We start from the raw sequence: 26,303 nt of genomic DNA, 5'->3' as shown, positions 1-26,303 counted from the left end.
GGACCCCATCACCTGCCCCGCCCCGCCGCTCGTCCCCGGCTGCCGGGACCGTCCTTGCAGTGATGGTGCCAGTCCTGCTCGCGGTATTTCGGCGCCATGAATTCCGGGGTCCTGGCTACACAGTGAACATGACTACGTAGGCAGGTGCAGATCGAATTCAACAGCAGTGAACTCTGCAGCACCCGGACCATCACTGCAGGCGAAGTGATACATGTCACCACCTACCGCATCGACAACCAGACCAGAACTGCCGATCCACGCTTGCCTCTCTCCGAGCGAAGCCGTACAGCCTTTGCAGGACGAAGCTGCCCCCGGGGTTACACACTCCGCAGCCCGTCTCGGCAACGGTTCGGAAGTCCTCGGATTCGATACCGCCCGCTCCGCCGATCACGAATGGGGACCCCGCCTGCAGATCTTCCTACGCTCGCACTCACACGCCACGGCGCGAGGATCACGGCACTGCTTTCCGAACGCCTGCCAAAGACCTTCTGCGGCTACCCGACGCACTTCGCCCCCGCCGGCGTCAGCGGGTCAGGGGCGGTCTGTATCTGCGGGGCCTGTTGCTGGACGGCCGGCGGAAGTCGATGCAGCCGATGGCCGGGCGTCTGGGGATCGACCACCAGCAGCTCCAGCAGTTCATGACCTCCTCGACCTGGCGGGTCGAGGAGGTGCGGGCCCGGTTGGCGTGGCGGGCCGTGCGGGCGGTCCGTCCGCAGGTGTGGGCGGTGGACGACACGGGTTTCCCCAAGGACGGCGTTTCCTCGCCCGGGGTGGCCCGGCAGTACTCCGGCACGCTGGGCAAGGTCGGTAACTGCCAGATCGGTGTCAGCGTTCACGCTGCTTCCGACACTGCCTCGTGCCCGCTGCCGTGGCGGTTGTTCCTGCCCCGGTCCTGGGACGGCCCGGACGCGGCGGCACGTCGGGAGGCGTGCCGGATCCCCGCCGGCCGGCAGCACCGTCCCAAGTGGCAGCTCGCTCTGGAGATGCTCGACGAACTCGCCGGCATCGGTCTGCGGCCCGCCGCTCTGGTCGCGGACGCGGGTTACGGCGCGAACGCGGACTTCCGCCACGGTCTGGAAGACCGCGGGCTCGGCTATGTACTCCAGGTGAAAGCCGGGATGACCGCCCACAGGGAAATGGCCGAACCTGTTCAGCCCGCCTACGGCGGCCTCGGCCCCAGGCCGCTCCCGCGCTACCGTACCCGTCCCGTCGCCTTGCGCGAACACGTGATGGCAGCCGGACGGCAGCAGGGACGGGCGCTGGTCTGGCGCAAGGGCTCCAAAGCCGCGCTGAGCTCGCATTTCGTGCTCCTGCGGGTCCGTCTCGCCGGGCGGCGCCCCCACCCCGCCGACGACGGCACGATCCCTCTGACCTGGCTGATCGCCCAATGGCCCGAAGACGAGACCGAGCCGGTCAAATACTGGCGCGCGGCCTCGTCGCCGCAGCTCTGGCCCGTCAGTACAGGTCGAGAACCGCGCGGAGCGCCTGGCTGACGCGGTCCATGACGTCCGCGGCCACAGCGCCCTGGAGTTTCGCGCCGTCGAAGCGGGCAGTCCTCATCTGCTGAAGGTTGACGGCCACGGCTGTGCACGGCAGGGGGTCGGTGATCACGACGGACATCGCCGTGTCCGGATAGACCCCGGGGCGGTGCAGCACGATGGTCAGGACCGCGCCGTATGCCTCTTCCATGCCGTCAAGGGACACGACCAGGATGTTGCGCCCGTCGCCGAGGGTCCAGATTTCCCCACGGTTCACAGAGTGTCGCCGGCGCAGTCGAGGTCGTCGCCGAGGCCCAGCGCGGCGAGCTGCCGTGCGGAGTCGAGGGTGGCCTGTCGTGATGCCGCGCGGACGATGTAGGCGTTGAGGGAAAGGCCGGCGGCTTCGGCGCCGGCCCTGATCGACGCGTCAGCCGCGTCGGGAATCCGAAGAGTCATCTGCGTCATGACACCAGATTAGCAACCAGAAAGCAGTGGCACTACAGTCCGTGTCCCGCAGCCCCGAGGGCAGGGCACCGGGCGTCCTCGACTGGGGGCCGGCCCCCGCACCACAGCCCGGCGGCGAGCCGGTGCCGCCCATCCGAGCTGCGGTGAACTTCTCCTTCGCTCCAATCGAGCCGGACCAACCCGACCCGTTTGGTGTGAGAAGAGGACGGCACAGCGTGGACCGCCGTCGTGATCGCCCACCTCGACGGCCCGCACCCCGACCTGTCCCCCGACTCGGCCGACCCCGGGCAGATCTGGGCCCTCCTGGACAAGCTCGCCTCCAGCCCCGCCCCGCCCCCGTACACCACGGCGGTCGCCGGCACACCGTCCGGCGCGGCCCGTCTCCACGGATGGGCCGAACTCCTTACCGCTCCGCCCGGGGACCTGGACCCCGGCATACGGGACCGGCTGCACGAACTCGCCGAACTCGAAGCCACCTGGCCCGGACTTGCCCACGGGGACCGGATCGTCCACGGCGACCTGCGCGCCGACAACATGGTCCGCGACCACCACCGTGGCGTGACCTTCGTGGACTGGGCCCACGCCACCACCGGACCCGCCTGCATTGACGCCGCCTCCCTCGCCCCCCAGCTCATCCTCGCCGGACACACCCCGCAGAAAATCGCCCGCCTGCTGGACGAACACCCCGCCACCGCGACGGACCCCCGGGCCACCACCGCGTTCCTCGCCGCCCTCACCGGACACTGGCACCGAAACGCCCGCAAGCCCGCACCCTCCGGAGCTCCCGGCCTCCGCGCCTACCAGCACCGCGTCGCCACCGCGGGGACCGCGCTCCTCACCCTTCGCATGAACAACTGAATTCGTGTCCAGGCGCGTCCGCTGACGGCGAAGGCGGTCACCCGAACTCGGGGCGACCGCCTTCGCCCTCCCTCTGGGCTCGGTGAAGGTCTCCACCGGTCGCGCGGTAGATCTGGTCGACCAGATCGCCACCGGTCTCGACGTTCGCAGAATCGTCGCCGCGCTGCCCTGCCTGCCCGGGCCGGGCAGGGCAGCGCGGGACGCGACCCGGGGGCGGTTTGTCGTTCTGGCGGCGGGCACAGTGTCCTGCGGGAATCCTGGCAGGGACTTGTGCGGGGGAGGCAACGGTGAACTTCCTGTTCGTGTGCGGCTGGTGCGGCGCTGAATGTGTGCTGTGGGGGAAGCCCATGGTGTCGTGGTGGACCGACAAGTACTGGCTGCCGGACGAGTTCGAGTGCTGGGACTGCGGTGAGGACAACTCGGTCCCGGACCCGCCCTGGACGCCGGCCGACGATTAGCGTCACCAGGCCGGTCAGGTGCCCCTCGCCGCCTCTCACGCCGACCTCCGTGTCACCAAGGTCTCATGGCCCGACGTCCTGGCCGCTTTCTCGGCACGGGCCCGGCGCAGAGCGGCAGCCTCGGTCACCGCAGCCCGGCGGCGCTGAGCGTCCACGCGGTCCACCGCGCAGAACACGGCCACGCCGGTCACAGTCGGGTCCCTAACGCGGTGATGTGGCCGCATACCGCCGTGTTCTCCATGTCGGAGCAGATTCCGCGCTCTTGACCCGCCGCGCCCTCGCGTGGCCAGGATCAGCGGAATGAAGGCGAGGCGACTTCATGGATCGCGCCCACTCCGGCCCGGATGCGCCGTACGGTCGTTCCACAGATGGCGACCAGGCAGTGACGCCGGGTCAGGTGTGGGAGGGGATCCGAGGATGGTCAATGCCCGTACGTACCCGCTGTGGCGGGATCTCGCGATGCGCGAGGACCTCCCCAAGGAAGCACTCAAGACGGTGATCGGGGCCTTGTGCGCCCCGACGACGACGCCGTACGGCTTCGACGCCCAGGCCGACCGGTGGCGGGAGGAAGACCTCAAGGCCGCGCTGCCCGCGCTGCTGGCCCGGACTTCTGCCAAGCGGCTGCGCGGCCAGCTCCTGGTGCACGCCGACGAGAAGACGCTTGCCGCCCTGGCGGCCGACGGCACCGTGACCGCCGCCGACGTGCCCGCCATCCTGCGGCACCGCCGGGCCTGGGCCGGTCTGATCTCCGCGCTGGCACGGCACCCCGGCCAGGTCGAGGCGGCGATCGCGCTCCTGCCCCGCCTCTTCGACCACGAGGTGGAACAGGTCGTCCGGGACTGGGACCCCGACCGCTACACCCGCACCAAGGACGCCGCGCCGACCCCGCCCGTGCCGCCAGAACTGTTCGACGCCGTCCTGGAAGCCTGCCTCACTCCGCTCGCCGCGTACCTTCTTCACCCCGAGCCCGAAGAGGGCTGGGAGGCCGCGTCCGCGTTCTCGAAGGACTGGTCGCTGGAACTGGGTGGCCACAGTGGCTGGGCAATGCTGGCCAGGTGTCCCGACCGGTGGGCGGAGCTCGCCGCACACCCCGTCCTCGGGGCTGCCGTCCAGCACCTGCTCCTGGACCAGGCCGAGATCCACGCTGCGGAAGAGGCCCGGACTCACGGCGCCGGCTACCCGCCCGGCGAAGAAGACCCCACCGGCACACTCCCGGCAGCCCAGCCGGCCCCCGCTCTCAGCGAGGATCTGCTGCTGGCGTGCCTGCCCGCGTTGTGTCTGCCCGAGCTGGCCGAACTGCCCAACCCGCAGGTGACGGCCCGCAGGACTCTGCACCACATCGCCCGCCGCGTCGACAACAACCCGCGCCTGGCCGACCTCGCCGCCGAGCAGCTGCATGCGGCCGCAGATGCGGCCGTGGTGCGCGGTCGGCTGCTCCGCCTGTCCGAGAAGCAGGCCAACGACTACGAGTTCGACGGGCGCGTCCGGCGCCTCGCCGAGGACTTGGCCCTGCTCAGCGCCAACCCCGACCACCTTGCGGGCGCGTGCGCTCAGCTCGCCGCTCTGGATCCGCCGGCCGTCGTCTCCCCCGCGCCGATCCGGACCCAGATCCGCGTCGTCGACGACAGCCTCCCCGCCGACCACGACCGCCCGGCCCGGCTCCTGGAACGCCACTCCGAGCACCGCCGTGCCGAAACGCTGGCCGCCCTCGCCGCGAACCCGCACACCCCGCATGCCGCCGTCACCGATGTCTTGGGCGTGCTGCACCCCGCCGAGCTGGCCTGGATCGCCGAGAAGATCGACGGCCCCGACTGGTTCCTCAAGGCGGCGGCGGCCGTCCCGGCGCCCGAGGACGAAGACGACGGTGTGCTACGGCTGCTGAGCGACGACGAACTCGCCCTGCACCCCGACCCCGCGGCCGTCCTGCAGTCCTGGCTCGACTCCCCCGCCATCGATGAGAACCTGTCCCGCTCCGAGGTCTACCGGGCCCTGGTCAAGTCCCGGCACCACACCCTGGAGCACCTGCGCCAGATCCCCGCCGACGAAGTCCTCACCCGCCACGAGCCCGAGATCACGCTGGAGATCCTGCTGGAGCACTGCGGGCGCAGCACCGACCGATGGGCGGCGCTCGCCGCCGCCATGACCTTCGAGTACGACGAAGCAAAGATCACCTTCGGGGAGCTCCTCGACTCCCTGGACGGCAAACCCACAGAGGCGCAGGCATCCTGACCTGGCCGCTGCGCGCGACGTGCGGCCCCTTGAACCGTTGCGGGACCGACTCACCGACCGATTGGCGGAGACCGACGGCGAGGCCCAGCTGTGCCGCGCCGGGTTACTTCTTGGCCGCCCCGGTTTGCGGGGTGGCCGTCGCGCGCAGTACGAGCAGCAGCTCACGGAGTACAGCATGGGGCTTCGTTGTCGCCCGGGCTCACGGGGGAAGGCGCCGGGAGACGGCTCAGGGGGCCGTGCCCGCCGCCTCGTCGGCGGGCACAGCGGCCTGCAGCCGGTCGAGGCGTCCGTACAGTGCGCGGATCAGCCGGGCCCGGCTCTGAACCCGGTGCAGGCTCGTGCACGGCTGCGACAACTGCCCGTCGGCCTCCTGCAGGATCAGCTCGGCGAACAGCCGGCGCCCGTCGTCCTCCGCAAGCCGGTCCGCGTGCAGGCGCACCTCCTCGGCGACCACGTGCGCCGCCCCGGCGAGCAGGTGGCCGACCTGGACGACGTCGTCGGCCGGAACGTCCAGCGGGGAGGACCACGCCAGCGCCGTACGTACCAACTGCTCGTGCGTCTCCCGGTCGGGTGGGAGCTCCGCCGCGAGGCGCCCGTCGGGGTCGTACGGGATGTGATGGGTGCTCATGAGGTGACCGCCTCCTGGGATTCGCGGGCCGGGGCGCGCAGATGGTGGGTGAGCCGGTCAGGACGGATCAGCAGCGGCGGGACCGCGCGCGGCGGGCTGACCCAGTGCGCCGCCGGGTTGCCGTGCTCGGAGACCGGCATCAGGAGCTGGACGCCGCGCCCGAGAACGCGCACGCCGGGAAGGCCGGCGGCCGTGTGCCCCGTGCCCGGCGGCACCAGGATGTACAACTGGTCGCGCAGGTGGTCGGCGAGCACCGGGTATCCCGGGCGCGGGCCTACCCGCATGGCGACCAGCGTGTCCAGGCCGCGCGACATCGGGGAGACGGCCACCGCGTCCCAGGTCCGTCCGCACGCCACCCAGTGGGTGCGGTCGTCGCCGCGCACCCACTGCGCACGGAGCCGGTCGGAAGGCCGTGCGAGCCGGTGCCACGCGGGGGTAGAGCTCTTGCCGGACTGGGCCATATCCGGACCGTACGGGCGGTATACACGAGGTGACCCACGCGAAGTGCGTGGGTCATCGACTCCAGCTCGGAGCGCCCCATGGACCGTATCCAGTTCGGCCGTCGCGTCGCCCATTGGCGAGGACGCCGCCGCCTGTCCCAGTCCGAGTTCGCCAACCTGATGTGCCGCTCCCGGCGCTGGGTCGAGGACCTGGGGGCGGGCGCCGCCAAGCCGACCCGAACCTGTCGGTGGCCACCGAGATTGCGCTGCGCCTGGGCATCACCCTGGACCGGCTGCTGTACGACCCGGCGGTGCTGTGCCCCGCCGGGTCGGAGATCGACGCGGTACGCGCGGTCTTGCAGCGTCATGACGTCCTCACCGGCCGTTGCGACGACTCCTCCATCGAGCCGGTGTCCGTCACCGCCCTGCAGCGAAGCCTCTGGTACGCCCGTACCGGCTTCCAGGCCGGACACTTCGCCAAGCTCGCCGCGCTGATCCCCCAGCTGCTCGTCGACGCCACCCGGGCCGCCGCCCGGCACGAGGGCGACGACCGGCTGGAGGCGTACCGCCAGCTCAGCCTGGCGCTGGAGCTGACCGAGGCGGCCGCCATCAAGTGGGGCTCCAGCGAACTCGCCGTCACCGCCGGCCAGCGCGCGGTCGCGGCCGCCGAACGCTCCGAGGACCCCGTCATCATGGCGAGCGCGGCCAGGCATCTCGCGGACGCGATGACCGCCCACGGCCAGGCGGCGGCCGCCGTCGCGTTCGTCACCGCGGCGGCCAACCGGCTCCAGGGCGACCTGGTGCAGCGCGGGCCGGAAGGGCTCTCGGTGCTGGGGATACTGTTCCTCAAGGCGGCGATGGCACAGGCCGCGGCCGCCGAGGCGGACGACCGGAGCCCCGACGCGCTCGCCCGGGCGGTGCCCGGCTTCCTCGACCAGGCCGACGAGCACGCCGAACAGTTCGGGCGCGACGACAACTTGCTGTGGACGTCCTTCGGCCCGACCAACGTTGCGCTCTACCGGGTCGCGGCCCACGTCCAGTTGAGCGAGGGCGCCGACGCCGTGGCGGTCGCGGCGGGCACCCGGCCGTCTCCCTCGCCGGCCTCCCGCGCGAGCGCCGGGCCCACCTGCTCAGCGACCGCGCCATCGGCGAGAAGCAGGCCGGGCGGCGGGAGGACGCGGTCAACACGCTCTTGGAGGCGGAGGAACTCGCCCCGGAAGAGGTGGTGTGCCGGCCCCGTACGAAGCGGCTCGTCGAGGACCTGCGGCTGCTGGGGGTCGGCAGCGCCGAGGGGCGCTTGCGCGGTCTCACTGATCGTTGTGGACTGCCCGGGTGACCCAGACCCGCATTCTGTACCTGATCGCCTGCGCGGCCCCGCCGGCCCGCCGCCTCGATGTCCCGATCCGCGCTGCCCAGCAGGCCGGTTGGGACGTCTGCATGATCCTCACGCCCTCCGCCCACCGGTGGCTCACCGAGGACGCCGAGGGCGAGATCGAGGCCCTGGAGGAACTGACCGGCCACCCCGTCCGCTGGCAGTACAAGCTCCCCAGCCAGCCCGACGTGCTGCCCACACCGGACGCGATCCTCGTCGCCCCGCTCACCAACAACACCCTCGCGAAGTGGGCGACGGCGATCAGCGACACCCTCGCCCTCGGGCTGATCACCGAAGGCATCGCGCTCGTCCCGATCGTCGCGCTCCCCTACTTCAACATCGCCCAGGCGGCGCACCCGGCCGTCGTACGCCACGTCGACTTCCTGCGCGAGGCGGGCGTCACCGTGCTCCTCGGCGAGGGCGGCTTCACCCCGCACACACCCAAGCAGGGCAACCTCGACGCCTATCCCTGGCAGGCCGCGCTCGATGCCCTCCCCCGCGCCGGGGCGGCGGGGTGAGGTGGCCACGCCGGTGGCGGCAGAGACGCGAAGTGCCCGGCGAGGACTGGCACTACCTCCCGCCCACGCAGCCCGCCGGCCAGGAGCAGATGCGGGTGACACGCGCCGACGGGTACGCCTTCGCCCGGCTCGACTGGCAGATCTGCGAGGAGTGCCGCACCGGTCTGGTCATCGCGGTCCGTGTCACCGACAAGTACCAGCGCTGCGGCTACGCGGGGCAGATGCTGCGCTACGCCCTACGCGGCCGCGAGGACTACACGTGGACCACGACCGTCCAGAAGCCCAAGGGCAAGAAGTTCTTCCGCAGGATGAGCCGGAGCACCGGCGTGCAGTTCGGGGACGGCAGCAAGCCGGCCCTGTGCCCGCACATGCGCACGGTCCAGGGCCTGCCCGAAGTCCAGCAGATGCCCGCCACCGACTGACCTGGCTCGGGAAACTGGCCTGATCACCACCAGTTGCCCCCATTGGACCCAACGGGGGCAACCAGCCCGATCGCCAACAGCCACTCAGCAGCGGCGGCAGCGGGGGCCGTGGGCAATGCGGCACAGCTCGGCCGGAGTGAACCCGGCCAAAGTGCCGGTGTGGGTCACCTCGGTTTCCGTCACACGCCCCCGCCCGCTGCCGTCGGGAACGTCGATCTCCCACCCGGTGGTGACGTAGCCCCTGCCAACCTTTTTGATCTGGCCGACCGTCTTGATCCTCGCGCGCTTTGCGGTCTTGGCCTCCCGGCGCGCCTGCGCCGACTCGATCGCTGCCCGCTTGGCCTCCTTGAGTTCGGCCTGCCGGTCCGCCACTGCCTGCGTGCTGGCGGCGGCGGCCTGAGCGGCGCGGTAGCGCTCCTCCTCCGTGCTCACCCGGTCGATCTTGCGGCTGAACAGGCCCATCACTCCACCTCCGTCGCGTCAGTCGAGAGCCCGGCCCGTCGCCGCCCCGCCTCGTACCGCCGCTGCATGGCGGAGCTGAGGCTGTCACTGTCAGGGCCCGGGTCGGCACGTACCGCGACCGGGTCAGGTTCGGGGAACGCGCGGCGTCCGAGCTCCCTCATCGCGGCGGTCTGCCGTTCCACCGCCTTCGTGATGCCCGGGTCGGCCAGGCGCGGCGGCGCTGCCTGGCGGTGCGCTTGCAGGGCACGGCGGTAGCCGTCCGGCGGTATGCGCCGTTGGAGCGGTGCGGCAGGCGCGGTCGGCTGCGGGGCCGGGGCGGCAGCCGCCGTGGCGGGGCCGGTCTTCACGGGTACGGGCGGCAGGACGTGCAGGACGTGCAGGACACGGACGTTCGCACCAGGTACCCGCTCGTTGGCGGCCGCGATCAGCTTCGGCGACATCCAGCGGAGCTTGGTGCCGTACGCGGGGGCGTCGGGGGCGACGTCCAGGCGGCCGGTGTCCGCGTCGAACCTCACGGCCTTCACGTGGCCGGCGAGTTCGGGCGCGGTTGCGGCGAGGATGTGCTCCCACTGGGCGAGGACGTTTCCGCCGGCGGCCGGGGCGGCCATGCCGCGCTCGGTCATCATCATGCTGATCGCGGCACCGAGGCCGAGCGGCTCGCGGCCGTCGCGCCGGACCGTCTGTCCGGTGCGGCGCTTCGGCTTCCGCTGGGCGGCGCCGTTCTTCCTCGCCGTCTCCCGGGCTGCGACCAGGGCCTGGCGAGCGAGGTCGATCCCGCTCGGCTCGGTGCTCACGCGATCACCGCCCCGGTGACGTCGCCGCCCAGCGGGCGGTCGGCGAGTTCGGCCAGCCGGTCCGTCCACGGCGCGGGCACGACCGTCTCGGTACGAGCCGCGGTCTGCTCGCGCAGCTGCTCCAGCCGTACCGTCAGCAGGTACTCAGCAGCGCGTTCCCGGGCCGTGCCGGCGGCCTTCGTCGCGGCGGTGACGGCGTCCGTGCCGGTCGGATTGGCCCGGAACCAGCGGCGGTTCTGCTCGACCTCGTACGCGCGCCGTGCCTCGGCCTCGGCTTCCTCGGTGCGGGCCAGCCGCCCGAGTGCGCTGCGCCGGTAGTCCGGCAGGGCCTGCTCCACGGCCTGGAGCGCGGCGAAGGCGAGCGCGGACGCCGCCGCCACCGGATCCGCCTCCAGCTCTCCTGGGTCCATCAGTTGGAGGAACTCGGCGCGGGCGGTCGCGATGTCGGCCTTGAGGCTCGCCCGGACGTCGGCGGCAACAGCGGCGATGTGGTCCGGATCGTCCAGGTCGGCACACCAGGTGGCCGCGATCAGGCCGGCCTCCACCGTCAGGTCCTCGGTCCGCCGGCTGATGTCGCACGCCTCGCACAGCCCGGCCGACCGGTGCCGGCCGCAGTCCTCACACGACAGGGCCTGTCGCACCGCGTCGGCGGCCGCCGCGGCCTGGCGCTCGCGCTCCGCCCGCTCCTGGGCCACCGCGCGTGCCGCGTCCCGGCGGGCCTGCTCCTTCCGGGCCTGCTCACGGCGCCACACGAAGTCCTCCGCCGCCACGGCGGCCTGCTCCCGCAGCCGCTCCTCGATGACCTGGAGGCGCTCGGCGTCACCGAGACCGGGCAGCTCCCGGTCGACCTCCGCTGCCATCCGAGCGCGGCCAGCCCGGCGGAGGTGGATCACGTTGCCGCAGTTCCCGCACTCCCCGCCGGTGTCCAGCCGGATCCCGTCGTCGCACCGCCAGTCCGAACAGGACGGCCGCTGCACCAGACCCCGGTGGGTGATCCAGCCGAACGGGCTGTCGACCAGGGCCTCGCCGCCGGTCTCCCCCAGCCGGTCGGTGAACCGGTCGGCCAGCACCTGCGGCGCTGCCTCCGGCCGCGTCAGCAAGCCCGCCAGCCGGGTCAACTCCGTTTTCACGGCCGCCACGACCTGGTCCTGCTGCCAGCCGTTCAGCCGCTCCCACAGCCACGAGACCGGCCCCAGAGCCACCCGCAGACGAAGATCATCCGGAAGCCCCGCCCTCCGCTGCCGCTGCGCTTTTCCACCACCCATAGCCTGCCACCAGCCACCGGCACCAGCCCGGGTAGCACGCTGCCCCATGTGCTCTTCGACCGGTGACTCCTTCGGCTTTTCCCCGCGCAGCGGGCCGACCTCCGCCACCGGCGACGTGGACTCGGCAACGGCGTCCTCACGGTCGGCGGCCTGATCCTCGCGCACGCACACGCGCTCCGGCCGACGGCCTTCACCCCCACGGCCTTCGCCGGAAAAGCGACCAGAGAGCGAGAGAGAACCACCGGAAGTACCCACAGGAGAGTGACCAGTGTGAAGGGCTGCCGCAACGTCGGGCTCTGCCACATCAGCCTCAACCGCCACCGGCACACCGCTGACCTGCAGCTCTCCCTCCAGTTCCGGAGGCTCACTAGCCCCTGCCGCAACATCGGGCTCTGAAAACATGAGCTCTGGGGCCTCCGCACGGTCCTCCCGCACGTCGCCGACACCGGTATGACCGTGCGCGAAGGCGACCGCCAGCACCATCAGCCGCGTACGGTTCGCGAGCCCGGACCCCGTTCGCAGACGCACCCGGCGCACCAGGCCCCGGTCCTCCAGACGCTCCAGCACCCGCTCACCGCGCGAGACCTTGCAGCCCAGCAGCCGGGCCACCGTTGCCGCCGCACGGCCGCGATTGGTGTCCACCGTGCCGCCGCACTGCCGCACCCGGCCCGTCTCCCGCGCCTCCAGCACCAGCAGCAGCAGCGCCAGACGGTCCGTCGCCGCACCGCGGCCCGTACGGTCCCCGAGCAGCCCGGCCGGAGTCACTCGGCCGTCCCGGTGCGTCCAGCCCGGCGCCATCACGGCCTCCAACAGCCGCAGCAGCACCGCCAACTCCTTCTTCTCCAGGGCCAGCGGATGCCCCACGATGTCCTGCGCTGCCCACAGCGGCAACACCTTGCACCGGAGCCCGTCGTCCTGACCGAACTCGCCGTCCGCAGTCTCGATGGTGACCACGCCGGACCGGCGCAGCACCGGCAGTACCTCGGAGGCGACATAGGACGCCGACAGCCCCAACCACCGGCCCAGCTCAACCGTGCGGATCACCACCACACCGGTCTCCGACGGCGTCCGCGACGCCAGCACCACCACAGCCAGCCGAACCGCGTCCGACGCACCGCTCAGGTCGGCCACGTCCAGGAGCGCGCGCACCGCGCCACGCAGCCGGGCACGAGTTTCACGGCCAAGCGCCAGCGGGTGCCCCGCCTTACGCTCCAGCTTCAGCCCACCCCGAACGGGAACAGGTCCAAGGCGCGTCCGAGCCCGGCCAGGCCCTGGAATCCACACCCTGTCAGCGGCCACTGCCGCCACGGTGCTCACTGGGCACCCGCGCAGAAGGACGGAAGCGCAGGGCCGGGACAGGGCCTGCCGGACCCGGTGATGAAGGAGGGAGGGAAGATCATGGCCGCACTTTCGGCCGCCGGGGGGTTAGCCCCGCAAGTCCCCCTGAGAACGCACGCGGTGGTCGGCCGGAGAGCCCGCGGTCCGCGCGGCTGGTGTGAATGCGACTTGTGCATCCCGGCAGCATTGGCGGTGCGGGCTGTGGACAGAGATCGCAGTCCCGCACGGCGGGCATCCCTCACGGAGCGTCCTGCGGGACGGGAAACAATCAAGGAAACCGTCCCGTCCCACAGGACGGTGCGGACCCCCTGACGCGGCCGAACTACGTAACGCGCGGATGTGACGTCGGTCACGCCTGAGCGGCAGAACAGCCGTTCGTAGGGTCGGAACCAGGGTGTACGGGCACGCCAAAGCTGGCGCCCCGCCCAGGTGTCATGCAAAATGAAACTGTCCTTCCCGCCTGGCGGGAAGCACACTGGGAGCCTCCCGCGTGGGGGCTCTGCGTTCTGGGGAACGTGAAGTTGAACTGTTCGATTCGGTGGCAACCGGTCGAACAATCCCTCCGGGAGGGCCCTGGCAGGCCGGACCGGAGACGAGATGGGCACTGAGTCCAGGTGACGCCAATCACCTGGTGACTGAGTGGCCCGGGGCGGCACGAAGACCCGAAAGGGCGCCGCCCCCGAAGACCTACGTGATCATCCCGGCCCCCTCAACACCAGAGAGGCGAACCGGGGTGCGCGCGGACAACGCGAACGCCCCGTCGAAGGACCAGCAGCGCATGCGGCTGCTGACCCCACGGCGGGGTGCGGTGTGTCGGGTGTCGGGTACGGGTACCCTGATCACGTCGGCACCTTCCTTTCGCAAAAAGGGTGCTCGGCAGGCCGCTGGTCCCCTCCTACAAGGTCCTTCGGCCACGGTGGCCCCTCTCGACTTGTCCAAGGTCGATAGACGGGGCCACTTTTCTTTTGATCAACGTCTGGGGTCACCCTACCGTCACGGCGACACCGCGAGTGGCCGGAGGGGGTACGTGTCGTCACCGCAGCGTGGCTGTGGGCGCTTGACCTCTGACTCGGCCTCAGGTCTGCGAGAGCGCAGGCGGGGGTAGGGGCGCTGGCATGCAGCGCTTGGCCCTCTTTGACCTGGACGGGACGCTGGTCGATCGCCAATCCGCCATCAGCGATGCCCTTGCCGATCTGTGCCGTACATACGGCTACGGGCCCGAAGCAGGCCCGCCGGTGTGCTGAGAAGTGCGGCCTGGCCCGGGAGTCCGCCAAGCTCGCGGCCGAGATGGTCGCCCGTGTCTACGGCGAGGACATGGCCGCCAAGGAAGACGCGGGCCTGAAGTTCGCGTCGGCCGCAGCCCACCACGACTAGAAGCCAGACAGGAAAAGGGACATCCGCTGATGAGCAGTGATCTCACGCCCCGTGCCAGCGGCGCGGCGCCCGTACCGGCCGACAGCGACAACCGCTACAAGGCCGTCCAGGCCAAGCTGGCCAAACTCGGCAAGGCCATGGATGACGCCGGTCTCGACCTGGAGGGGCTGCGGCGCAGTATGCATGCCAACGCCTCCAGCACCGAGGACGTCGCCAGCGACATCGAGCACGCCGAACTGGACCCCAAGTTCATTCAGATGACCACCCTGGTGGCTGTCGCCCTGGGCGGCGCCGCGATCGAGGTCCGCCAGTTGCATGACACCGCGCGGGAGACCGCCGGCCTCACCCACCAGACCCGCCGCACCCACTCCAAGCTGTACGGGGCGCTGGACGACATCTGTTCCAACCGGCGGGAGAAGACCCCCCGGGCCGGGTTCTTCAACCGCTGACCCCTCCTTTCCCCACCTACCCCCGTCACGGGCGGCTCCGCACACCGCGGAGCCGCCCGTCCCGCTTCCTGAAGGAGATACCGGTGTCCACGCCGCGCAGTGTTGCGCTCGAACGCCTCGCCTACACCCTCGCCGCGCCTGTGCTGGCCGTGGCCCCGAACGTGTATCCCGACAGTCCCGTCAACACCGTCGTCCAGTTGGCCGGCGCCGCCGGGATCGGCGGCTGGGTCCTGGCCGCCAAGAGCGAGGTGACCAGCGCCGGACGCAAGATCCTGCGCTGGTCCCCGCTGGTCCTGGCCGCCGCGGTCGACGTCGCCGCCATGCACACGCCCGGCTGGGGCCCGTGGTGGCTGGACGGGCTGCTCGCCGCCGGATGGGCGGCGGCCGGCTACACGGTGCTGCCGTTCTCCCGGCACACCCGCCGCCACCACCGCCCCGCCCTGGCCGCCCCGGCCCCGCAGATCCAGCCCGTACCCGCCGAGGCCCCGGAGCCGGAACCGTCCCCGGCACAGCCGGATGGCGCTGACCAGCTCACCCGCGAGGCCCGGATGCTGTGGGAGCGCGCCGGGATGCCCGCCCGCACCCATATCGTGAGCGCCACCCGCCACCCCGCGACGCGCAACGACCTCACCATCCTGCTGCGCGCCTCGGAGACCGGACGGCCCATCACCGGCCTGTCGGAGGATGACGTCGCCGCCGCGTTCGGCGTCCACGCCGACGACGTCGCCCTCATGGACGTCGCGGTCCAGCCCGGCAGGCAGGGCGGGCCCGGCTGGAAGGAGGCCAGCATCACCCCCGACGCGAACCAGCGGCGCAGAGAGGCTCCCACCCACCAGGAGCGCTGGACGGGCCGGGTCGGCAGCCCGAAGGGCGGCGCCCCCGGCTCCGTCCTGGTCCGCCGGACCCGCGACGACGAACGCGGGGTGACGTTCTACCGGGCGAAGATGGCCGACTCCACCGAGACCCCGCGCATCGACCTGGCCGAGGTCTGCCGCGGCCTGAACCTCAAGGAGGACGACTCCTGCGTGTTCGTCCTCATCGACGGCAACGAGTTCCTGATCAGCGCGTTCGACACCCCGCCGCTGTCCGCGGTCTTCCCCGCCACCCGCGAGCTCCTCACCCCCGACGCCAAGGGCATGTTCGTGTGCGGGTTCACCATCAGCGGCCAGCCGGTGAAGAACATGGTGTTCCAGCACGACAAGAATGCCGCCTCCCACGGCCTGGTCCTCGGTGTCAGCCGGTCGGGCAAGACTCAGTACTTCGCCATCAACATGGCTGCTGAATCCCTGGCCGGTCAGGTGGTGTGGCTCTCCACCGTCCGCAAGGACGAGAAGACGACCACGCTGGGGCAGTACATCGACCGGCAGGGCTCGAACGCGCTGTGGATGGCCCGGCGACTGCGCGCGGCCAAAGCCTTGTGTGAGATCAGGGCGGAGATGCCCTGGCCGCACGACGGCAAGCCACACGGCTACAAGCCGGGCGACCCACGCTGCCCGTACCGGCAGCTGAACGTGTACACGGATGAGTTCATGACCGCGGCCCAGGACGCTCTGTTCGGCGAGGACATCCAGACAAACGGCGATGACCTCACCGTGACGGGCCTGAAGTACGGCATCGGCTTCAAGCCCGCCGGCCAGTCCCCGTTCGCGCACAACGGGTTCTCCACCGAGATGAAGGACAACCTCCGGCAGAACAGCAGGCCCGTCATCTTCAACATGGGCTCGCCCGCCGCCACCCGCAAAGCCGCGGAAGGCACCATGGAGAACGCCTACGACGTGCCGACCATCCCGGCCCGCTACTCCCGCCAGGAAGGCTCCGCGATCGAGCGGGCCATCAAGGGGGAGGCCGACCCGGAGAACGGCGTGTCCACGGGCGGCGTCGCCGTCATCGTCCTCGACAACGGCCGCGCCGTGCTCATGCGGTCCTTGTACGCGGACTTCGACACCGACCTCGCCGACCTGTTCCCCGAAGAGGTCAACCGGCTCACCGACTACGAGATCAGCGAGCTGACCAAGCGTGGCCTGTGGGGCGACTGGAACCGCGACCCCGACCCCGGCGAGTTCTGGCCCGAGCCCGATGAGGACGACGACGGCGACGGCCGTTCCCGCCAGCGCGGCGGCGGGGGTGGCGGCGGGAAGCGCGGATCGAAATCCGGCAGCCGCCGTGCCGAACAGGTCACCTCACCCCGCCAGGCGCTGGAAGCCATCAAGAGCCTCACCGGCACCTGAACCACCCCACCGCACACCGCTGATGGGCCCGGCCGCGAACGCGGCCGGGCCCATCCAGCCTGGACCCTTCGGTGTTCCCGAGGAGCCCCCGAATGCGACACCCCACCCCCGCCCCGCCCCTGCCGACCGCCACCACGACCACAACACCGCCCGCCGAACTGTCGCTGGAGGCCCGCCTGGCCGCCGTTGAAGCAGCGATGACCATCCGGCTGGACGAAGCCGCCGTCGCCTACGAAGTCCACACCGCGCACATCCCCACCCTCCCCGTCGACCTGGCCGACCTCGTCACCGTCCCACCACCCGTCCCCGCCCCCACACCTCAGCTCCAGCCGGACCCGTACCCGACCCCGGTGGCCGCGCTGCTGCAGCGTGCTCACCACCGGCTGGTCACCGGCGGCTGGTGCGGCGGCGCCCTGCACGATGACGACGGCGCCCTCTGCCTGTACGGAGCCATCCACGCCGAAGCCGACGGCGACCACGGCCTCGAAAGCGCCGCCCTGGCGGTCCTCCTGGACACGATCCGCCGCACATACGGCGATCGCGTCGACTCCGTGCCCGCCTTCAACGACAGCTGGGGCACCGGGCGCATCCCGATGCGCACGCTCGAGCGGGCCGCCGACGTGGCTGACGCCCGCGGCCTGTAACACCCGCCGCCCGGACCACCTGCCCCGGGCCCGAACCCGCCCCCCGGGGTCGGGTTCGGGACAGGCCGCCCGGCCCGCGAACAACCGCGCACAGCACACCGACCACAAGGGAGATCCGCCCATGCAGTCCGACAATCACACCCGCGACCCCGAGCAGCCCGCGAAGCAGCAGCGCGGCTTACCGCAGATCCCGCCCGTCCCCGGGACCGGGAAACACTCCCGCACTGCCGTGCTGCGCGCCTGGTGGAACACCGCCTGGGCGGAGGGCGGAGTGCTGCACGCCCGGTGGGAGGAACTGCGCCGGGCCCCGCGGGACGGCTGGCACGGCATGGCGGCCTGGGTGAAGGCGGCGCTCGGTCTCGCCGGGCTCTGCACCCTGATCATCCTGCTGAACGGCGCGGCCGGCGTCCTCTCCCAGGCGCTGTACCGGCTGGCGACCGCCGCCCCGAGCGTGCAGGCCGGCACCGGCACCTCCACCGGCATCTGGGCCGTGGTCGACCAGCCGGTCCGGAGCTACATCGCGCAGCACTCCGCCGGACTCGCCGTCAGTGCCTCCACCCTCTACACGCTGTGGCAGCTCACAGGCATCACGGCCCTGGCCCTGGCCCTGGGATGGCTGACCCGGAACCAGGGCGTGCGCCTCACCTGGACCGTGTGGGGCGCGGGCACCGTGTGGATGGTCTGGACGGCCACACCACACCCCGGGCGCACCGTCGCGGTCGGACTCACCGTCCTCGCCTGGACCCTGCTGAGCGCGTTCGCGCTGCGCGGCCTGAACCTGCGCCGACGCGTGGCCTACCCCGCGCGCCCCGCCACAGTCACCGTCCGGCCCGAGATCCACGTTCTGGTCCTGGTCCCGGCCGCCCCCGGCGACCACAACCGCACAGAGTCCATCCGCCCCTTCCAGGACTGACCTCCGGTCGCTCCGCCTGGTCCTCGCCCAGCCGCTCCGATGCGGGGTGGGCGAGGGCCGGACAGACCGACCGGCCTGCACCCACCGCACTGACCGGAGGAGACATCGCATGACCTCCTGCTGTTCGGGATCAGCGAGGTCACCGCAGTCAGGTACGTCCATGCCGCCCACCCCGAGCGCACCGGGAAGCAGTTGCGCTGAGCAAGGATCCGGCGTTGCCGCCGTCAGGTGATCAGTCCCAGTCGGACGCCGGCTGGTCGACGTTGCCGCCTGTGTGCGGGACCTGCAGGTAGTCCTCAGCTCCTCGGGGAAGAGCGTCAACGCACGTTGCTGAGCAGGCGTTGACCAGAAGAGGCAGGATGTCCGTGGCCACTCTCAGGGAGATCCACACTTGGTGGAGGTCACCCTGCTTGGTCGGCTGGTCGCAGACACTGCAACTGCGGATGGCCATTGCCCCCCACTCGCGGGGATCAAGCGCTGACAGGTCGAGCTCGGTGACGGGGTCCTGAGGCGCCTGGAGACGGGGGAAGGGGGGACGGAGCTTGTAGTTTCCGAACAGCGCGCGTGTGCTCACTGTGCTTCGGGCCAGCTTGGGGCACCTGGTGATCTCGTAGGGGAACCAGTGCAGCCGGTATGAGGTGTAAGGGGTGAACTCCTCGAGGCTGGTCATCGCCCCGATCTCGGGCGGGATCCGGACCAGGTTGCTGCCGTAGAGCACGAAACGCTTGACCGCAGTCAGCTTGGCGATGCTCGGTGGCAAGGTCACGATCTGCCGCCGTTCCACTGGGCTGAGCCCAATCAAAGGACGGAACTCCTCCCGTCCGTCGGCCGCGGCCTCGTCAACCAGCTCCAGGAGTCGCTGCCACCCAGGGGCCGAAGTGTCCTGAGACTCGGCGTGGAAGCCGGCGCGCGCCCGCGAATGCGGCCTGGCCTGGTCGAAGCACCTGCACTCATCCCGATAGGACTGGCCCCCCACCGACGCCGGGTCCGATGTGTCGCCCCACCGGTTCACAAAGAGCTTCGGTTCTCCCTCAGTCGCCATGGGGCCAAGATACGGATCTTCATTGGAGCGACCTAGCGGTTAATCCAGGTCGAACCCGTCTACAAGGCAGCCTTTAACGGAGGCAGACACACGGGTTCGTCAGCTCATGGCTCCCGGAATCCGCGAACCTGCGCGCTTTGCGCCCCGGCGGCCAGGAGCCCGTCGCCCGCGGCTGCGAGGACGGCGCGCGGCGACCTTCTACCTCGCGCCCGGCGTGGTGCTCCACCACCGCCCCGTACAGGGGCAGTACGGACCCCGGCGCGAGTTCACCCTGCTCTCCAGTGATGGCGAGCCGGTGACCGTCACCAGCATCGACCAGATCCGCCACGAGTTCGCCGTCCGCGCCGCCGAGCTCGCCGTCCGCGCTGCCGGGGCGAAAGACGAGGCCCTGCACACGGCCTGACGGACTGCCCGGTCCGCCCTGGCCGGGGCGGACCCGCCCTACGCCGGAAGGAACGGCAGACCGCCCCTCGTACTGAACAGCCCCGCCCCAGCCACACAGCACGCAGGCCGGGGCGGGGCCGCCGGGCGGCCGCAGCATCGGCCAAGAGCGGTCGGCCGCCCCATCCCTTCACCTTTTCGAGATCAGGAGAACTTCAGCATGCCCCGTCTGAACCGCCCCACCGAGAGCCTGGCCCTGTTCGGCACCCTGTTGGCCACCTTCGGCGAGCTTCACCCGGCATGTGACCACGCGCTTGACGCGGCAGAGATCGTGTCCACCATGTCGAGTGTCTCGGTCCCGCGGCTCGCGACCGGGGGGTCCCGCTGCAGACCGCCGCTGTAGCGGTTGTGCGGCCTCACGGTCCGGCCTCGCGATTCGCTCTGGCGGGTGACCGCTGATGACCTCCATCGACCAGATCGCTACCTTGGCGACGTTCGGCTCGGTGTGGGCCGTCCCCAGCCCAGCTGCGGGCTGACACCATGCGGTGTCGTCCCTGATCAGAACCTGTGTGACCGGACGGATCGCTGCGCGACAGCTGTCGTAGACGGTGCTGCTCTGACGACGACGTAGGGTGGCGCGAGGCTCCGTTCTGGGGCCTCCCAGTGGACGGGGGGTCTCGATGGGCATGAACAAGACGGCCAGGACCGAGTGGTGGGAGAGTCTTCCGGCCGAGATCCGCGACGAGATCGACGGATACATCCTTCAGGACTCCCTTCTCGGGGCGGTGCGTGTCATCGTTGCCGTCGGCCTTGTTCCCCACGACATAGGGGTCGGCACCGCTCAGCTGATCGCCAATGACCGCTACCTCCATTACGGGGACCGGATTGCCCGCGAGCCGGAGAGCCCCCTCGATCTGGAATCGCTGGCCTATCGGGCGGCTGGGTGCGCCGGTCGCGTCGTGGCGATTGAGGCGATCTGGGACGGTGACACCGTCCACGACTGGTTCGTGGGGCTGCTGGCCATCACTGCCGACCCCGCGGGAGAGGCTCAGATGGCCACCGTCTACCGGTCAACGGCTAAGCGGTACCTCGGCGAGGACGAGGACTACGACTCGCGCCACCCGGCAGCGCTAGCCGCCGAGCGGGCCGGCAGCGCCCTGGCTGCCCACCTCTCGGTCCCCTTCCACTTCACCAGCCCGGACACCCCGGACGACGAGGCCCCCCGCTGGCAGCCCTGAGCGACGCTAAGTCCGCTTTCCGACCTTCGGCCTACGACGTGGAGAGACCGCACTGCTGGTCTCCGCCCTGTTGATCACGCTGGTGTGAGAAGCCGTTGTCTTTCCGGATGTGAGCGTTGAGTTTCCGCTGTTCAGGCATGGTTTCGGTGTCGCTGCGGGAGAGTTCGGGCGATCAGTCCGTTCTCGGTGATGTGGAGATGACCGATGCCGTCGGTGATGGGGTTGCTGGAGGAGCGGGAGGCGGCTGCCCGGGTACGGGCGGAGGAGCTTCGCGTCGAGATGGAGCGGATCGCTGCGGAACTCGCGGACGCGGAGGCGGTGTTGGAACGGCGGGTGATCGCCCGGACGGAACTCGCCGAGGCCCTGGCTGGTGGGGGCGAAGAGACGCAGGCGCCTCCTGCCGGTGCGCGGGAGGCGCCGGCCGTGAGCGAAGACCCCGGCCCCGGCTGCGGGGTCCGTCGTGCCGCGCTGGCACGAGGCGGCGGCGGTGGACGCGCTCGCGGTGGACTACCGGCGGATCGTCGAGCTGGTGGAATCCGGGGCGGGTGACGGCGAGGGGGTCTCGGCGAAACAGCTCGCCGCCGGGCTTCGGCTGGAGCTGGTTCCCGGGAAGATCGAGGGGGTGCGCTCGAAGGCGAGGCGGCTGGCCGAGCGGGGCTGGCTGGCAGCGTCGCCGACGGGCCGGTTCACGCCGCGCGAGCCCACCTCGACTGCTCACGCTTCGTCCGCGATGCCGTCCGGGCGAGGCGGCGGCTCATGAGCATGGCCATCGAGAAGTAGACGAACGTCTCGCTGGAAGCGGGCAGAGTCTCGAAGTCCCGCACCAGACGCCGCGAACGCATCAGCCACCCCAATGTCCGCTCCACGCACCACCGTCTCGGCAGCACCACGAACCCTGACATGTCGTCCGAGCGTTTCACGATCTGCAGAGTGAGCTGGAGTTTCTCCTTCGCCCAGTCGACCAGACGGCCGGTGTAACCGCCGTCGCCCCACACCAGAACGATCTTGCGGAACCGGGCCCGCAGGTGGGGCAGCCTGCCGGTCGGTCACGTTCGCGGCCGTCACCAGCACCATCAGCAGCAGACCGACGCTGTCCGTGATGACGTGCCGACGCCTCCCATTGATCTTTTTCCCGCCGTCATAGCCACGCGAGCCGGCGGGCACCGACGCGGCCCCCTTCACCGACTGCGAGTCGATGATCGCCGCGGTCGGCTCCGGATCCCGCCCCTGATCCTCACAGGCCTTGTCGCGCAGCCGGTATGACGGTCCGTTTGGCGTGGCTTCTGTCCCGAAGCGGCAGCTGAGACCTGATCTCGCCCGGCGTCCGGCGAGGCATGTTGACTTCCTGAAGGTGCGCTGGCAGGTCCTCGAACGCTAACCCGGCGGCCAGCGATCCTCAAGGTCTCGCCTGAGGCAGACGAGGTACGGCGCTGTTTCAACCCGAATAGCACAGGGTTGGGACACCGCCTCTTCACCAGTCGGAGCCGTCGGCCTCGCCGCGCACCGCAGCACCGTCCACACCAGCGCGGGCGACCCGCGCACCGAAATCACCATCCGGTGAGGACGCGGCGTTCCTCCGTGCCGCCCCGGCCCCGCACACCCGCGAGGCCGGGGCGGTCGCGGTGTTCCGCCACGACCAGCAGCGAACGGACAGCCCTCGGCCGCCAGTACACGGCCCCGCACACACAGAAATGCCCGACACCACCAGTCGCTTACCGGGCTGGTTGGTGGTGCCGGGCTCCCAACGAAGGGAATCCCCAGTATGACCTCCCCCGTACGTGTACACACCCGCCCCGGGCAACGCTCTCTTTTCGTCACCACGGCGGTCCTGCCGCTGGCCGGCCGCACCGCCCACACCGTGGTGATGCACCGCCGCCTCGCAGCGGCGGGCCGTGATCCGCTCACCGGTGCCCTGCGCCGCGACGGATTCACCGCCCGCGCGCAGCGCCTGGTCGACCGCCACGACGACACCGTCGTGCTCATTGCGGATGTCGATCATTTCAAGGAGTTGAACGACAGCCGCGGGCACGCGGCGGGTGACACCGCCCTCGCCGCGGTGACGGCCCGGCTCATCGACTGGGCAGGCCCGCGCGGCGTCGTCGGCCGCCTGGGCGGCGATGAGTTCGCCGTCGCCACCCGGATCAGCCCCCGCCACCGGGACCTGCGGATCGAGCAGCTCGGACACCTCCTCGCCCGGCCCGTCGCCATCGAGGGCGTACAGCTGCCCGGTGGCGTCTCCGTCGGCGCCGCCACCGCCCACGCGACCGGCACCGCGGACCTCCCGGCACTCCTGCGCGCTGCCGGGGGCATTCTGTATCCAGTGGCTGTTGTTGCTGAGAAGATTTTGCCTGTTGGTGCATTCGACGCCGGGGCGGTCGACAAGGAACTGCCCGTCTCGCATGAAGCGGCTGCTCGGCCGATTGGCACGACGTACGACCAGGTTCGAGCCCGCTCGTCGGCGCGGGCCTCACGCGGCGGACGGTCGATGAAGTGCGGTGCAGGATGCGCAACACCGTCGAGCCTCGTGCTGGCTGCTGCCGCCACCGCGCTCGGCGGAGAAATTGTCAAGAGTTGTGGGCAGGGTGGCCAAGGGATGCGTCCGTCGGTGAGGTGGATAGCCTGCCTTCATGGTTACGGGCGAGGGGGCCGAGCACATCGGTACCGATCTTGAGGGTCAGGGCTGGGGTGCGACGCGTGCCTGGGTGGAGAAGGGGCTGTCCGAGGCAGAGCGCATCGAAGAAGTCGTGCGGCTGCGTGGCGGCTGGACGTCGGAGATGCGCCGTCTGGGCATCCGCGGGCCGGGCGGTCGACGTTCACTGGTCCTGCGGTCCTTTGTCAAGCCCTTCTTCGTTCGGCACGCGGAGAGCCTGCTGACCCGCGAAGCAGCTGTTCTGCGCCTGTTCGGCGGCACGGACGTGCCCGCAGCCAGACTTGTGGCCGTGGACGCAACGGCGCAGTACTGCGACCATCCCTCCTTGCTGATGTCCCTGCTGCCCGGGACCGTGCGCCTGGGCGATGAAGGGGCCGATCAGCGTGCCGAACTGCTGGCCCGTCAATTGCTGCGTCTCCACCAGCTGCCGGTGACCACAGAGGCACGGCCTCGCACCTATCAGGCGTGGACCTCTCCAGAGCGGGTGAGCCCACCCGAAGACACCGAGCGGCCTGAGCTGTGGCAACGGGCCGTGGACGCGATCCGCCGCGAGCCCCCGGACTACCGAGCCTGCTTCCTGCACCGGGACTTTCATCCCGGCAATGTCCTCTTTACCGGCGACGGCGACGGTCTGCGGATCAGCGGCGTCGTCGACTGGGTGGAGACCTCCTGGGGGCCGGCCGACCTGGACGTGGCCCACTGCTCGACGGCCCTGGCCCTGCTGCACGGGGTTCCCGCGGGCATGCACTTCGCCGACCGCTACCTTGCGGCGGGAGGGACGCTGGCGGAAGACTGCGCCGCTCATCTCTACTGGCGGCTGCTGGACGCGCTGGCCTTCGCTCCGGACGCCGAGAAGGTCGCCGTCCCCTGGCGCGATGTGGGCCGTGCCGATCTGACCCCCACCGTGCTGACCAGGCGGCTGGAGGGATACCTCCAGGCCCTTTTCGACCGCTACGCCTGAAGCTCCGCTCGGCAGACGAGATCGCATTGGCGCTACGCCTTGTGGTGGGTGATCGAGCAGCTTTTCAGCGCCGGTGACTGTTGTTGCATAGGGTCGTTGAAGCCTTTGTGATGGATGCCGACAGCGATGCTCAGTGCTGGCAGGTGCACCGCTTCAGCCTCGGCAGGTCTTACGGCGAGCTCGCTGATCTGGTGACTGGCATCGCCCCGGACCTGGCTTCCTGGGCGAGGGCCCGGGGTGTTCGGGACGGTCAGCGGTTTCTGATTGGCCCGGATGGTCGCCCGGATCTGCGGGTGAACGCATGTCTTGGGTCGGCGAAGTGGCGCAACCTCAAAGAGCGCTCGCAGCGGGACTACACCTACTCGGTCGGGGTGTGGTTGAACTTCCTGCTCGCGCTCGGTGTGAACTGGTGGGACGCGCAGGAGAGCGACGCGGAGGAGTTCTTCTTCTGGCGCGTGACCGATCCCGAGAACTCGGACCGGGTGCAGAGCAACTCGTTCTCGCGAGATCTCGCGGCCCTGCAGAAGTTCTACAGATGGACACGCAAGAACTTCGGAACTGCCAACCCCTTCGAAGACTTCGACGCACCCAGGGCAACACGCCGGGAGGACGTGAAGTGGCTCGATCCCGGCGGCTTCAAGCGGTGGCTCGACCTGGGTGTCCGCGGCATGGATCTGTCCGGACGTCCCGATGCGTGGTGGCGGGGCCGGAACGAACAGCGGGACGCGGCGTTCTGCGAGGGCCTCTTCGGCAATGGTCTGCGCGTCTCGGAGTGGGCGAGCGTTGTCCTGCCCGAGCTGCCGGCGTATGACCGCCGGCGCGGCTACTTCACCTGCCAGCTCGCGGACGCCTGTGCCAAGGGCGGATACGGGCACCCGTACTGGACGCCCCGTTCGGCGATGAAGGGGGTGCTCTCCTACATCGAGGGCCCCCGGGCGGCGGCGGTGCGGCGAGCCCGCGCTGCGGGCCGCTACGAGCGGGTGAAGGGAATGCGGATGGTCTTTGCCGCCCACGGAACCGACGCGGTGACGCTGGAGGGGGCCCGCAGCGGGGTGGAGAAGAGGTTGTGGAACGAGGTAGGTCCCCGCACCCGGCTTCTGCTGTTCCGCCGGACGGAGCAGGGGCCGGAGCCGCTGGCTCTCTGGCTGAACGAGGACGGTCTGCCCCGGGACGGGCGAGGTTGGGAGCACACGTTCACCGCTGCCAATGAACGCATCGCGGCGCTGGGCCTGGAGTACTTCTCGTGCACCGCCCACATGCTGCGGCACTCTCTCGCTCTGAAGTGGTACGCGATCGGGAAGCTGGTGCACGCCGCCCGGCTGGGACATCTCAGCGAGGACGAGCGGGCCGACTTCCGGGAGCAGTTCGGCGACACCTGGCATCTGGTGCAGACGATGCTCGGGCACCGGCGCGTCGAGACGACGAAGGAGGTCTACCTGGAGCCGTTCCGGAGTCTGGACATCGAGATTCTGCTGGCTCACGCGGACGGCTTCCCTGTGGATGTGTTCATGGCGAACGTCTTCACCGGCCATCCGCGTGTCCGCACCGACCCGCTGGCGGCGGGCTCGTGAGCGGCAGAGGCAGACGAGCGTCACTGCCAGGCGCCGGTCCCAGGACCGAACGCGGCCGGCTGGACGGGCAGGGCAGCCAGTGGGTGGTGCGGTGCTTCAGCCAGGACGGTGAGGAGCACCGGGAC

27 protein-coding genes and 2 pseudogenes are annotated in these 26,303 nt (G+C 70.7%); 18 read left to right on the top strand and 11 right to left on the bottom strand.

Annotated elements, in window-relative coordinates; genetic code table 11:
• Positions 1–247: 247 nt before the first annotated feature.
• Together OG214_RS38125 and OG214_RS38120 are read left to right on the top strand one after the other, a co-directional pair.
• Positions 248–531: pseudogene (locus OG214_RS38125) on the top strand (hypothetical protein); the annotation flags it as partial.
• A 29-nt stretch (positions 532–560) separates the two neighbouring features.
• A complete protein-coding gene (locus tag OG214_RS38120) occupies positions 561–1,493 on the top strand; it encodes an IS701 family transposase (protein ID WP_405987737.1) in 933 nt (310 codons plus the stop codon).
• Here the strand turns inward: OG214_RS38120 and OG214_RS38115 are convergent.
• Both OG214_RS38115 and OG214_RS38110 read right to left on the bottom strand, forming a co-directional pair.
• Entirely contained in the window at positions 1,456–1,755 is a 300-nt protein-coding gene (locus tag OG214_RS38115; RefSeq protein WP_331745965.1) for a hypothetical protein, read from the bottom strand. The genes OG214_RS38120 and OG214_RS38115 overlap by 38 nt on opposite strands.
• Complete coding sequence (locus OG214_RS38110) at positions 1,752–1,943, bottom strand: toxin-antitoxin system HicB family antitoxin (protein ID WP_331745962.1); 192 nt, start codon at positions 1,941–1,943, stop codon at positions 1,752–1,754. Before OG214_RS38110 ends, OG214_RS38115 begins: the two co-directional genes overlap by 4 nt.
• Positions 1,944–2,171: 228 nt before the next feature.
• Between OG214_RS38110 and OG214_RS38105 the strand changes: the two genes are divergently transcribed.
• The 3 genes from OG214_RS38105 (at position 2,172) to OG214_RS38095 (ending at position 5,488) form a co-directional block, all read left to right on the top strand.
• On the top strand, positions 2,172–2,801 hold the full coding sequence (locus OG214_RS38105; protein WP_331745958.1) for a phosphotransferase: 630 nt from the start codon (positions 2,172–2,174) through the stop codon (positions 2,799–2,801).
• 287 nt (positions 2,802–3,088) lie between these two features.
• Complete coding sequence (locus OG214_RS38100; RefSeq protein ID WP_331745954.1) at positions 3,089–3,259, top strand: hypothetical protein; 171 nt, start codon at positions 3,089–3,091, stop codon at positions 3,257–3,259.
• A gap of 417 nt (positions 3,260–3,676) precedes the next feature.
• Positions 3,677–5,488: a hypothetical protein gene (locus tag OG214_RS38095; protein WP_331745951.1), complete on the top strand. Its 1,812-nt coding sequence runs from the start codon at positions 3,677–3,679 to the stop codon at positions 5,486–5,488.
• Positions 5,489–5,714: 226 nt separating this feature from the next.
• Here OG214_RS38095 and OG214_RS38090 read toward each other — a convergent pair whose 3' ends face one another.
• From OG214_RS38090 to OG214_RS38080, 3 genes are all read right to left on the bottom strand, one after another.
• Entirely contained in the window at positions 5,715–6,116 is a 402-nt protein-coding gene (locus tag OG214_RS38090; RefSeq protein ID WP_331745948.1) for a restriction endonuclease, read from the bottom strand.
• Positions 6,113–6,577, bottom strand: coding sequence for a hypothetical protein (locus OG214_RS38085; protein WP_331745945.1), 465 nt, complete (start codon positions 6,575–6,577; stop codon positions 6,113–6,115). Before OG214_RS38085 ends, OG214_RS38090 begins: the two co-directional genes overlap by 4 nt.
• Before the next feature lie 343 nt (positions 6,578–6,920).
• Positions 6,921–7,406: a hypothetical protein gene (locus OG214_RS38080; RefSeq protein WP_405987736.1), complete on the bottom strand. Its 486-nt coding sequence runs from the start codon at positions 7,404–7,406 to the stop codon at positions 6,921–6,923.
• Positions 7,407–7,888: 482 nt separating this feature from the next.
• On the opposite strand from OG214_RS38080, the gene OG214_RS38075 reads away from it, so the two are divergent.
• Both OG214_RS38075 and OG214_RS38070 read left to right on the top strand, forming a co-directional pair.
• A complete protein-coding gene (locus tag OG214_RS38075; protein ID WP_331745941.1) occupies positions 7,889–8,446 on the top strand; it encodes a flavoprotein in 558 nt (185 codons plus the stop codon).
• Positions 8,447–8,478: 32 nt separating this feature from the next.
• Positions 8,479–8,868: a hypothetical protein gene (locus OG214_RS38070; RefSeq protein WP_331745937.1), complete on the top strand. Its 390-nt coding sequence runs from the start codon at positions 8,479–8,481 to the stop codon at positions 8,866–8,868.
• 84 nt (positions 8,869–8,952) lie between these two features.
• Here OG214_RS38070 and OG214_RS38065 read toward each other — a convergent pair whose 3' ends face one another.
• Genes OG214_RS38065 through OG214_RS38055 form a run of 3 tightly spaced genes read right to left on the bottom strand, consistent with a single transcriptional unit; the run spans position 8,953 to position 12,538 of the window.
• A complete protein-coding gene (locus OG214_RS38065; RefSeq protein ID WP_331745934.1) occupies positions 8,953–9,330 on the bottom strand; it encodes a hypothetical protein in 378 nt (125 codons plus the stop codon).
• Complete coding sequence (locus OG214_RS38060) at positions 9,330–10,124, bottom strand: DciA family protein (protein ID WP_331745932.1); 795 nt, start codon at positions 10,122–10,124, stop codon at positions 9,330–9,332. The genes OG214_RS38065 and OG214_RS38060 overlap by 1 nt, the downstream gene beginning before the upstream one ends.
• Positions 10,121–12,538, bottom strand: a complete 2,418-nt coding sequence (locus tag OG214_RS38055; RefSeq protein ID WP_331745930.1) for a hypothetical protein — start codon at positions 12,536–12,538, stop codon at positions 10,121–10,123. Before OG214_RS38055 ends, OG214_RS38060 begins: the two co-directional genes overlap by 4 nt.
• 1,368 nt (positions 12,539–13,906) lie before the next feature.
• On the opposite strand from OG214_RS38055, the gene OG214_RS38050 reads away from it, so the two are divergent.
• The 5 genes from OG214_RS38050 to OG214_RS38030 all read left to right on the top strand — a co-directional run bounded on the left by OG214_RS38050 (position 13,907) and on the right by OG214_RS38030 (position 18,335).
• Positions 13,907–14,101, top strand: a complete 195-nt coding sequence (locus OG214_RS38050; protein ID WP_405987735.1) for a hypothetical protein — start codon at positions 13,907–13,909, stop codon at positions 14,099–14,101.
• Positions 14,102–14,130: 29 nt separating this feature from the next.
• Entirely contained in the window at positions 14,131–14,550 is a 420-nt protein-coding gene (locus OG214_RS38045) for a conjugal transfer protein TraB (protein WP_331745926.1), read from the top strand.
• Positions 14,551–14,633: 83 nt separating this feature from the next.
• A complete protein-coding gene (locus OG214_RS38040) occupies positions 14,634–16,778 on the top strand; it encodes a chromosome segregation protein ParM (protein WP_331745924.1) in 2,145 nt (714 codons plus the stop codon).
• Positions 16,779–16,870: 92 nt separating this feature from the next.
• Positions 16,871–17,422 carry a hypothetical protein gene (locus OG214_RS38035; protein ID WP_331745922.1) on the top strand — a complete coding sequence of 184 codons (552 nt, stop codon included), beginning with the start codon at positions 16,871–16,873 and terminating at the stop codon, positions 17,420–17,422.
• Between the two features lie 121 nt (positions 17,423–17,543).
• A complete protein-coding gene (locus tag OG214_RS38030) occupies positions 17,544–18,335 on the top strand; it encodes a hypothetical protein (RefSeq protein WP_331745920.1) in 792 nt (263 codons plus the stop codon).
• A 232-nt stretch (positions 18,336–18,567) separates the two neighbouring features.
• On the opposite strand, the gene OG214_RS38025 is transcribed toward OG214_RS38030, so the two are convergent.
• On the bottom strand, positions 18,568–19,377 hold the full coding sequence (locus OG214_RS38025) for a leucine-rich repeat domain-containing protein (RefSeq protein ID WP_331745918.1): 810 nt from the start codon (positions 19,375–19,377) through the stop codon (positions 18,568–18,570).
• A gap of 106 nt (positions 19,378–19,483) precedes the next feature.
• Between OG214_RS38025 and OG214_RS38020 the strand changes: the two genes are divergently transcribed.
• From OG214_RS38020 to OG214_RS38010, 3 genes are all read left to right on the top strand, one after another.
• The gene (locus OG214_RS38020; RefSeq protein ID WP_331745915.1) at positions 19,484–19,780 is read left to right on the top strand and encodes a hypothetical protein; all 297 of its coding nucleotides are present in this window, start codon (positions 19,484–19,486) and stop codon (positions 19,778–19,780) included.
• A gap of 658 nt (positions 19,781–20,438) precedes the next feature.
• Complete coding sequence (locus OG214_RS38015) at positions 20,439–20,996, top strand: hypothetical protein (RefSeq protein ID WP_331745912.1); 558 nt, start codon at positions 20,439–20,441, stop codon at positions 20,994–20,996.
• Positions 20,997–21,456: 460 nt separating this feature from the next.
• Complete coding sequence (locus tag OG214_RS38010) at positions 21,457–21,756, top strand: hypothetical protein (RefSeq protein WP_331746082.1); 300 nt, start codon at positions 21,457–21,459, stop codon at positions 21,754–21,756.
• Here OG214_RS38010 and OG214_RS38005 read toward each other — a convergent pair.
• Both OG214_RS38005 and OG214_RS38000 read right to left on the bottom strand, forming a co-directional pair.
• Complete coding sequence (locus OG214_RS38005; protein ID WP_331745910.1) at positions 21,683–21,991, bottom strand: transposase; 309 nt, start codon at positions 21,989–21,991, stop codon at positions 21,683–21,685. The genes OG214_RS38010 and OG214_RS38005 overlap by 74 nt on opposite strands.
• A gap of 88 nt (positions 21,992–22,079) precedes the next feature.
• Positions 22,080–22,160 (bottom strand): annotated as a pseudogene (locus OG214_RS38000) (hypothetical protein); the annotation flags it as partial.
• 598 nt (positions 22,161–22,758) lie between these two features.
• Here OG214_RS38000 and OG214_RS37995 point away from each other — a divergent pair.
• From OG214_RS37995 to OG214_RS37985, 3 genes are all read left to right on the top strand, one after another.
• Positions 22,759–23,667, top strand: a complete 909-nt coding sequence (locus tag OG214_RS37995) for a GGDEF domain-containing protein (protein ID WP_331745908.1) — start codon at positions 22,759–22,761, stop codon at positions 23,665–23,667.
• Positions 23,624–24,607 carry an aminoglycoside phosphotransferase family protein gene (locus OG214_RS37990; RefSeq protein WP_331745906.1) on the top strand — a complete coding sequence of 328 codons (984 nt, stop codon included), beginning with the start codon at positions 23,624–23,626 and terminating at the stop codon, positions 24,605–24,607. Before OG214_RS37995 ends, OG214_RS37990 begins: the two co-directional genes overlap by 44 nt.
• 293 nt (positions 24,608–24,900) lie before the next feature.
• Positions 24,901–26,178 carry a hypothetical protein gene (locus tag OG214_RS37985; protein WP_405987734.1) on the top strand — a complete coding sequence of 426 codons (1,278 nt, stop codon included), beginning with the start codon at positions 24,901–24,903 and terminating at the stop codon, positions 26,176–26,178.
• Positions 26,179–26,303: the final 125 nt, after the last annotated feature.

Origin of the sequence: Streptomyces sp. NBC_00872 (assembly GCF_045161915.1) — a bacterium.
Taxonomy (GTDB): domain Bacteria; phylum Actinomycetota; class Actinomycetes; order Streptomycetales; family Streptomycetaceae; genus Streptomyces.
This window is presented reverse-complemented; position numbering and strand designations above follow the sequence as displayed.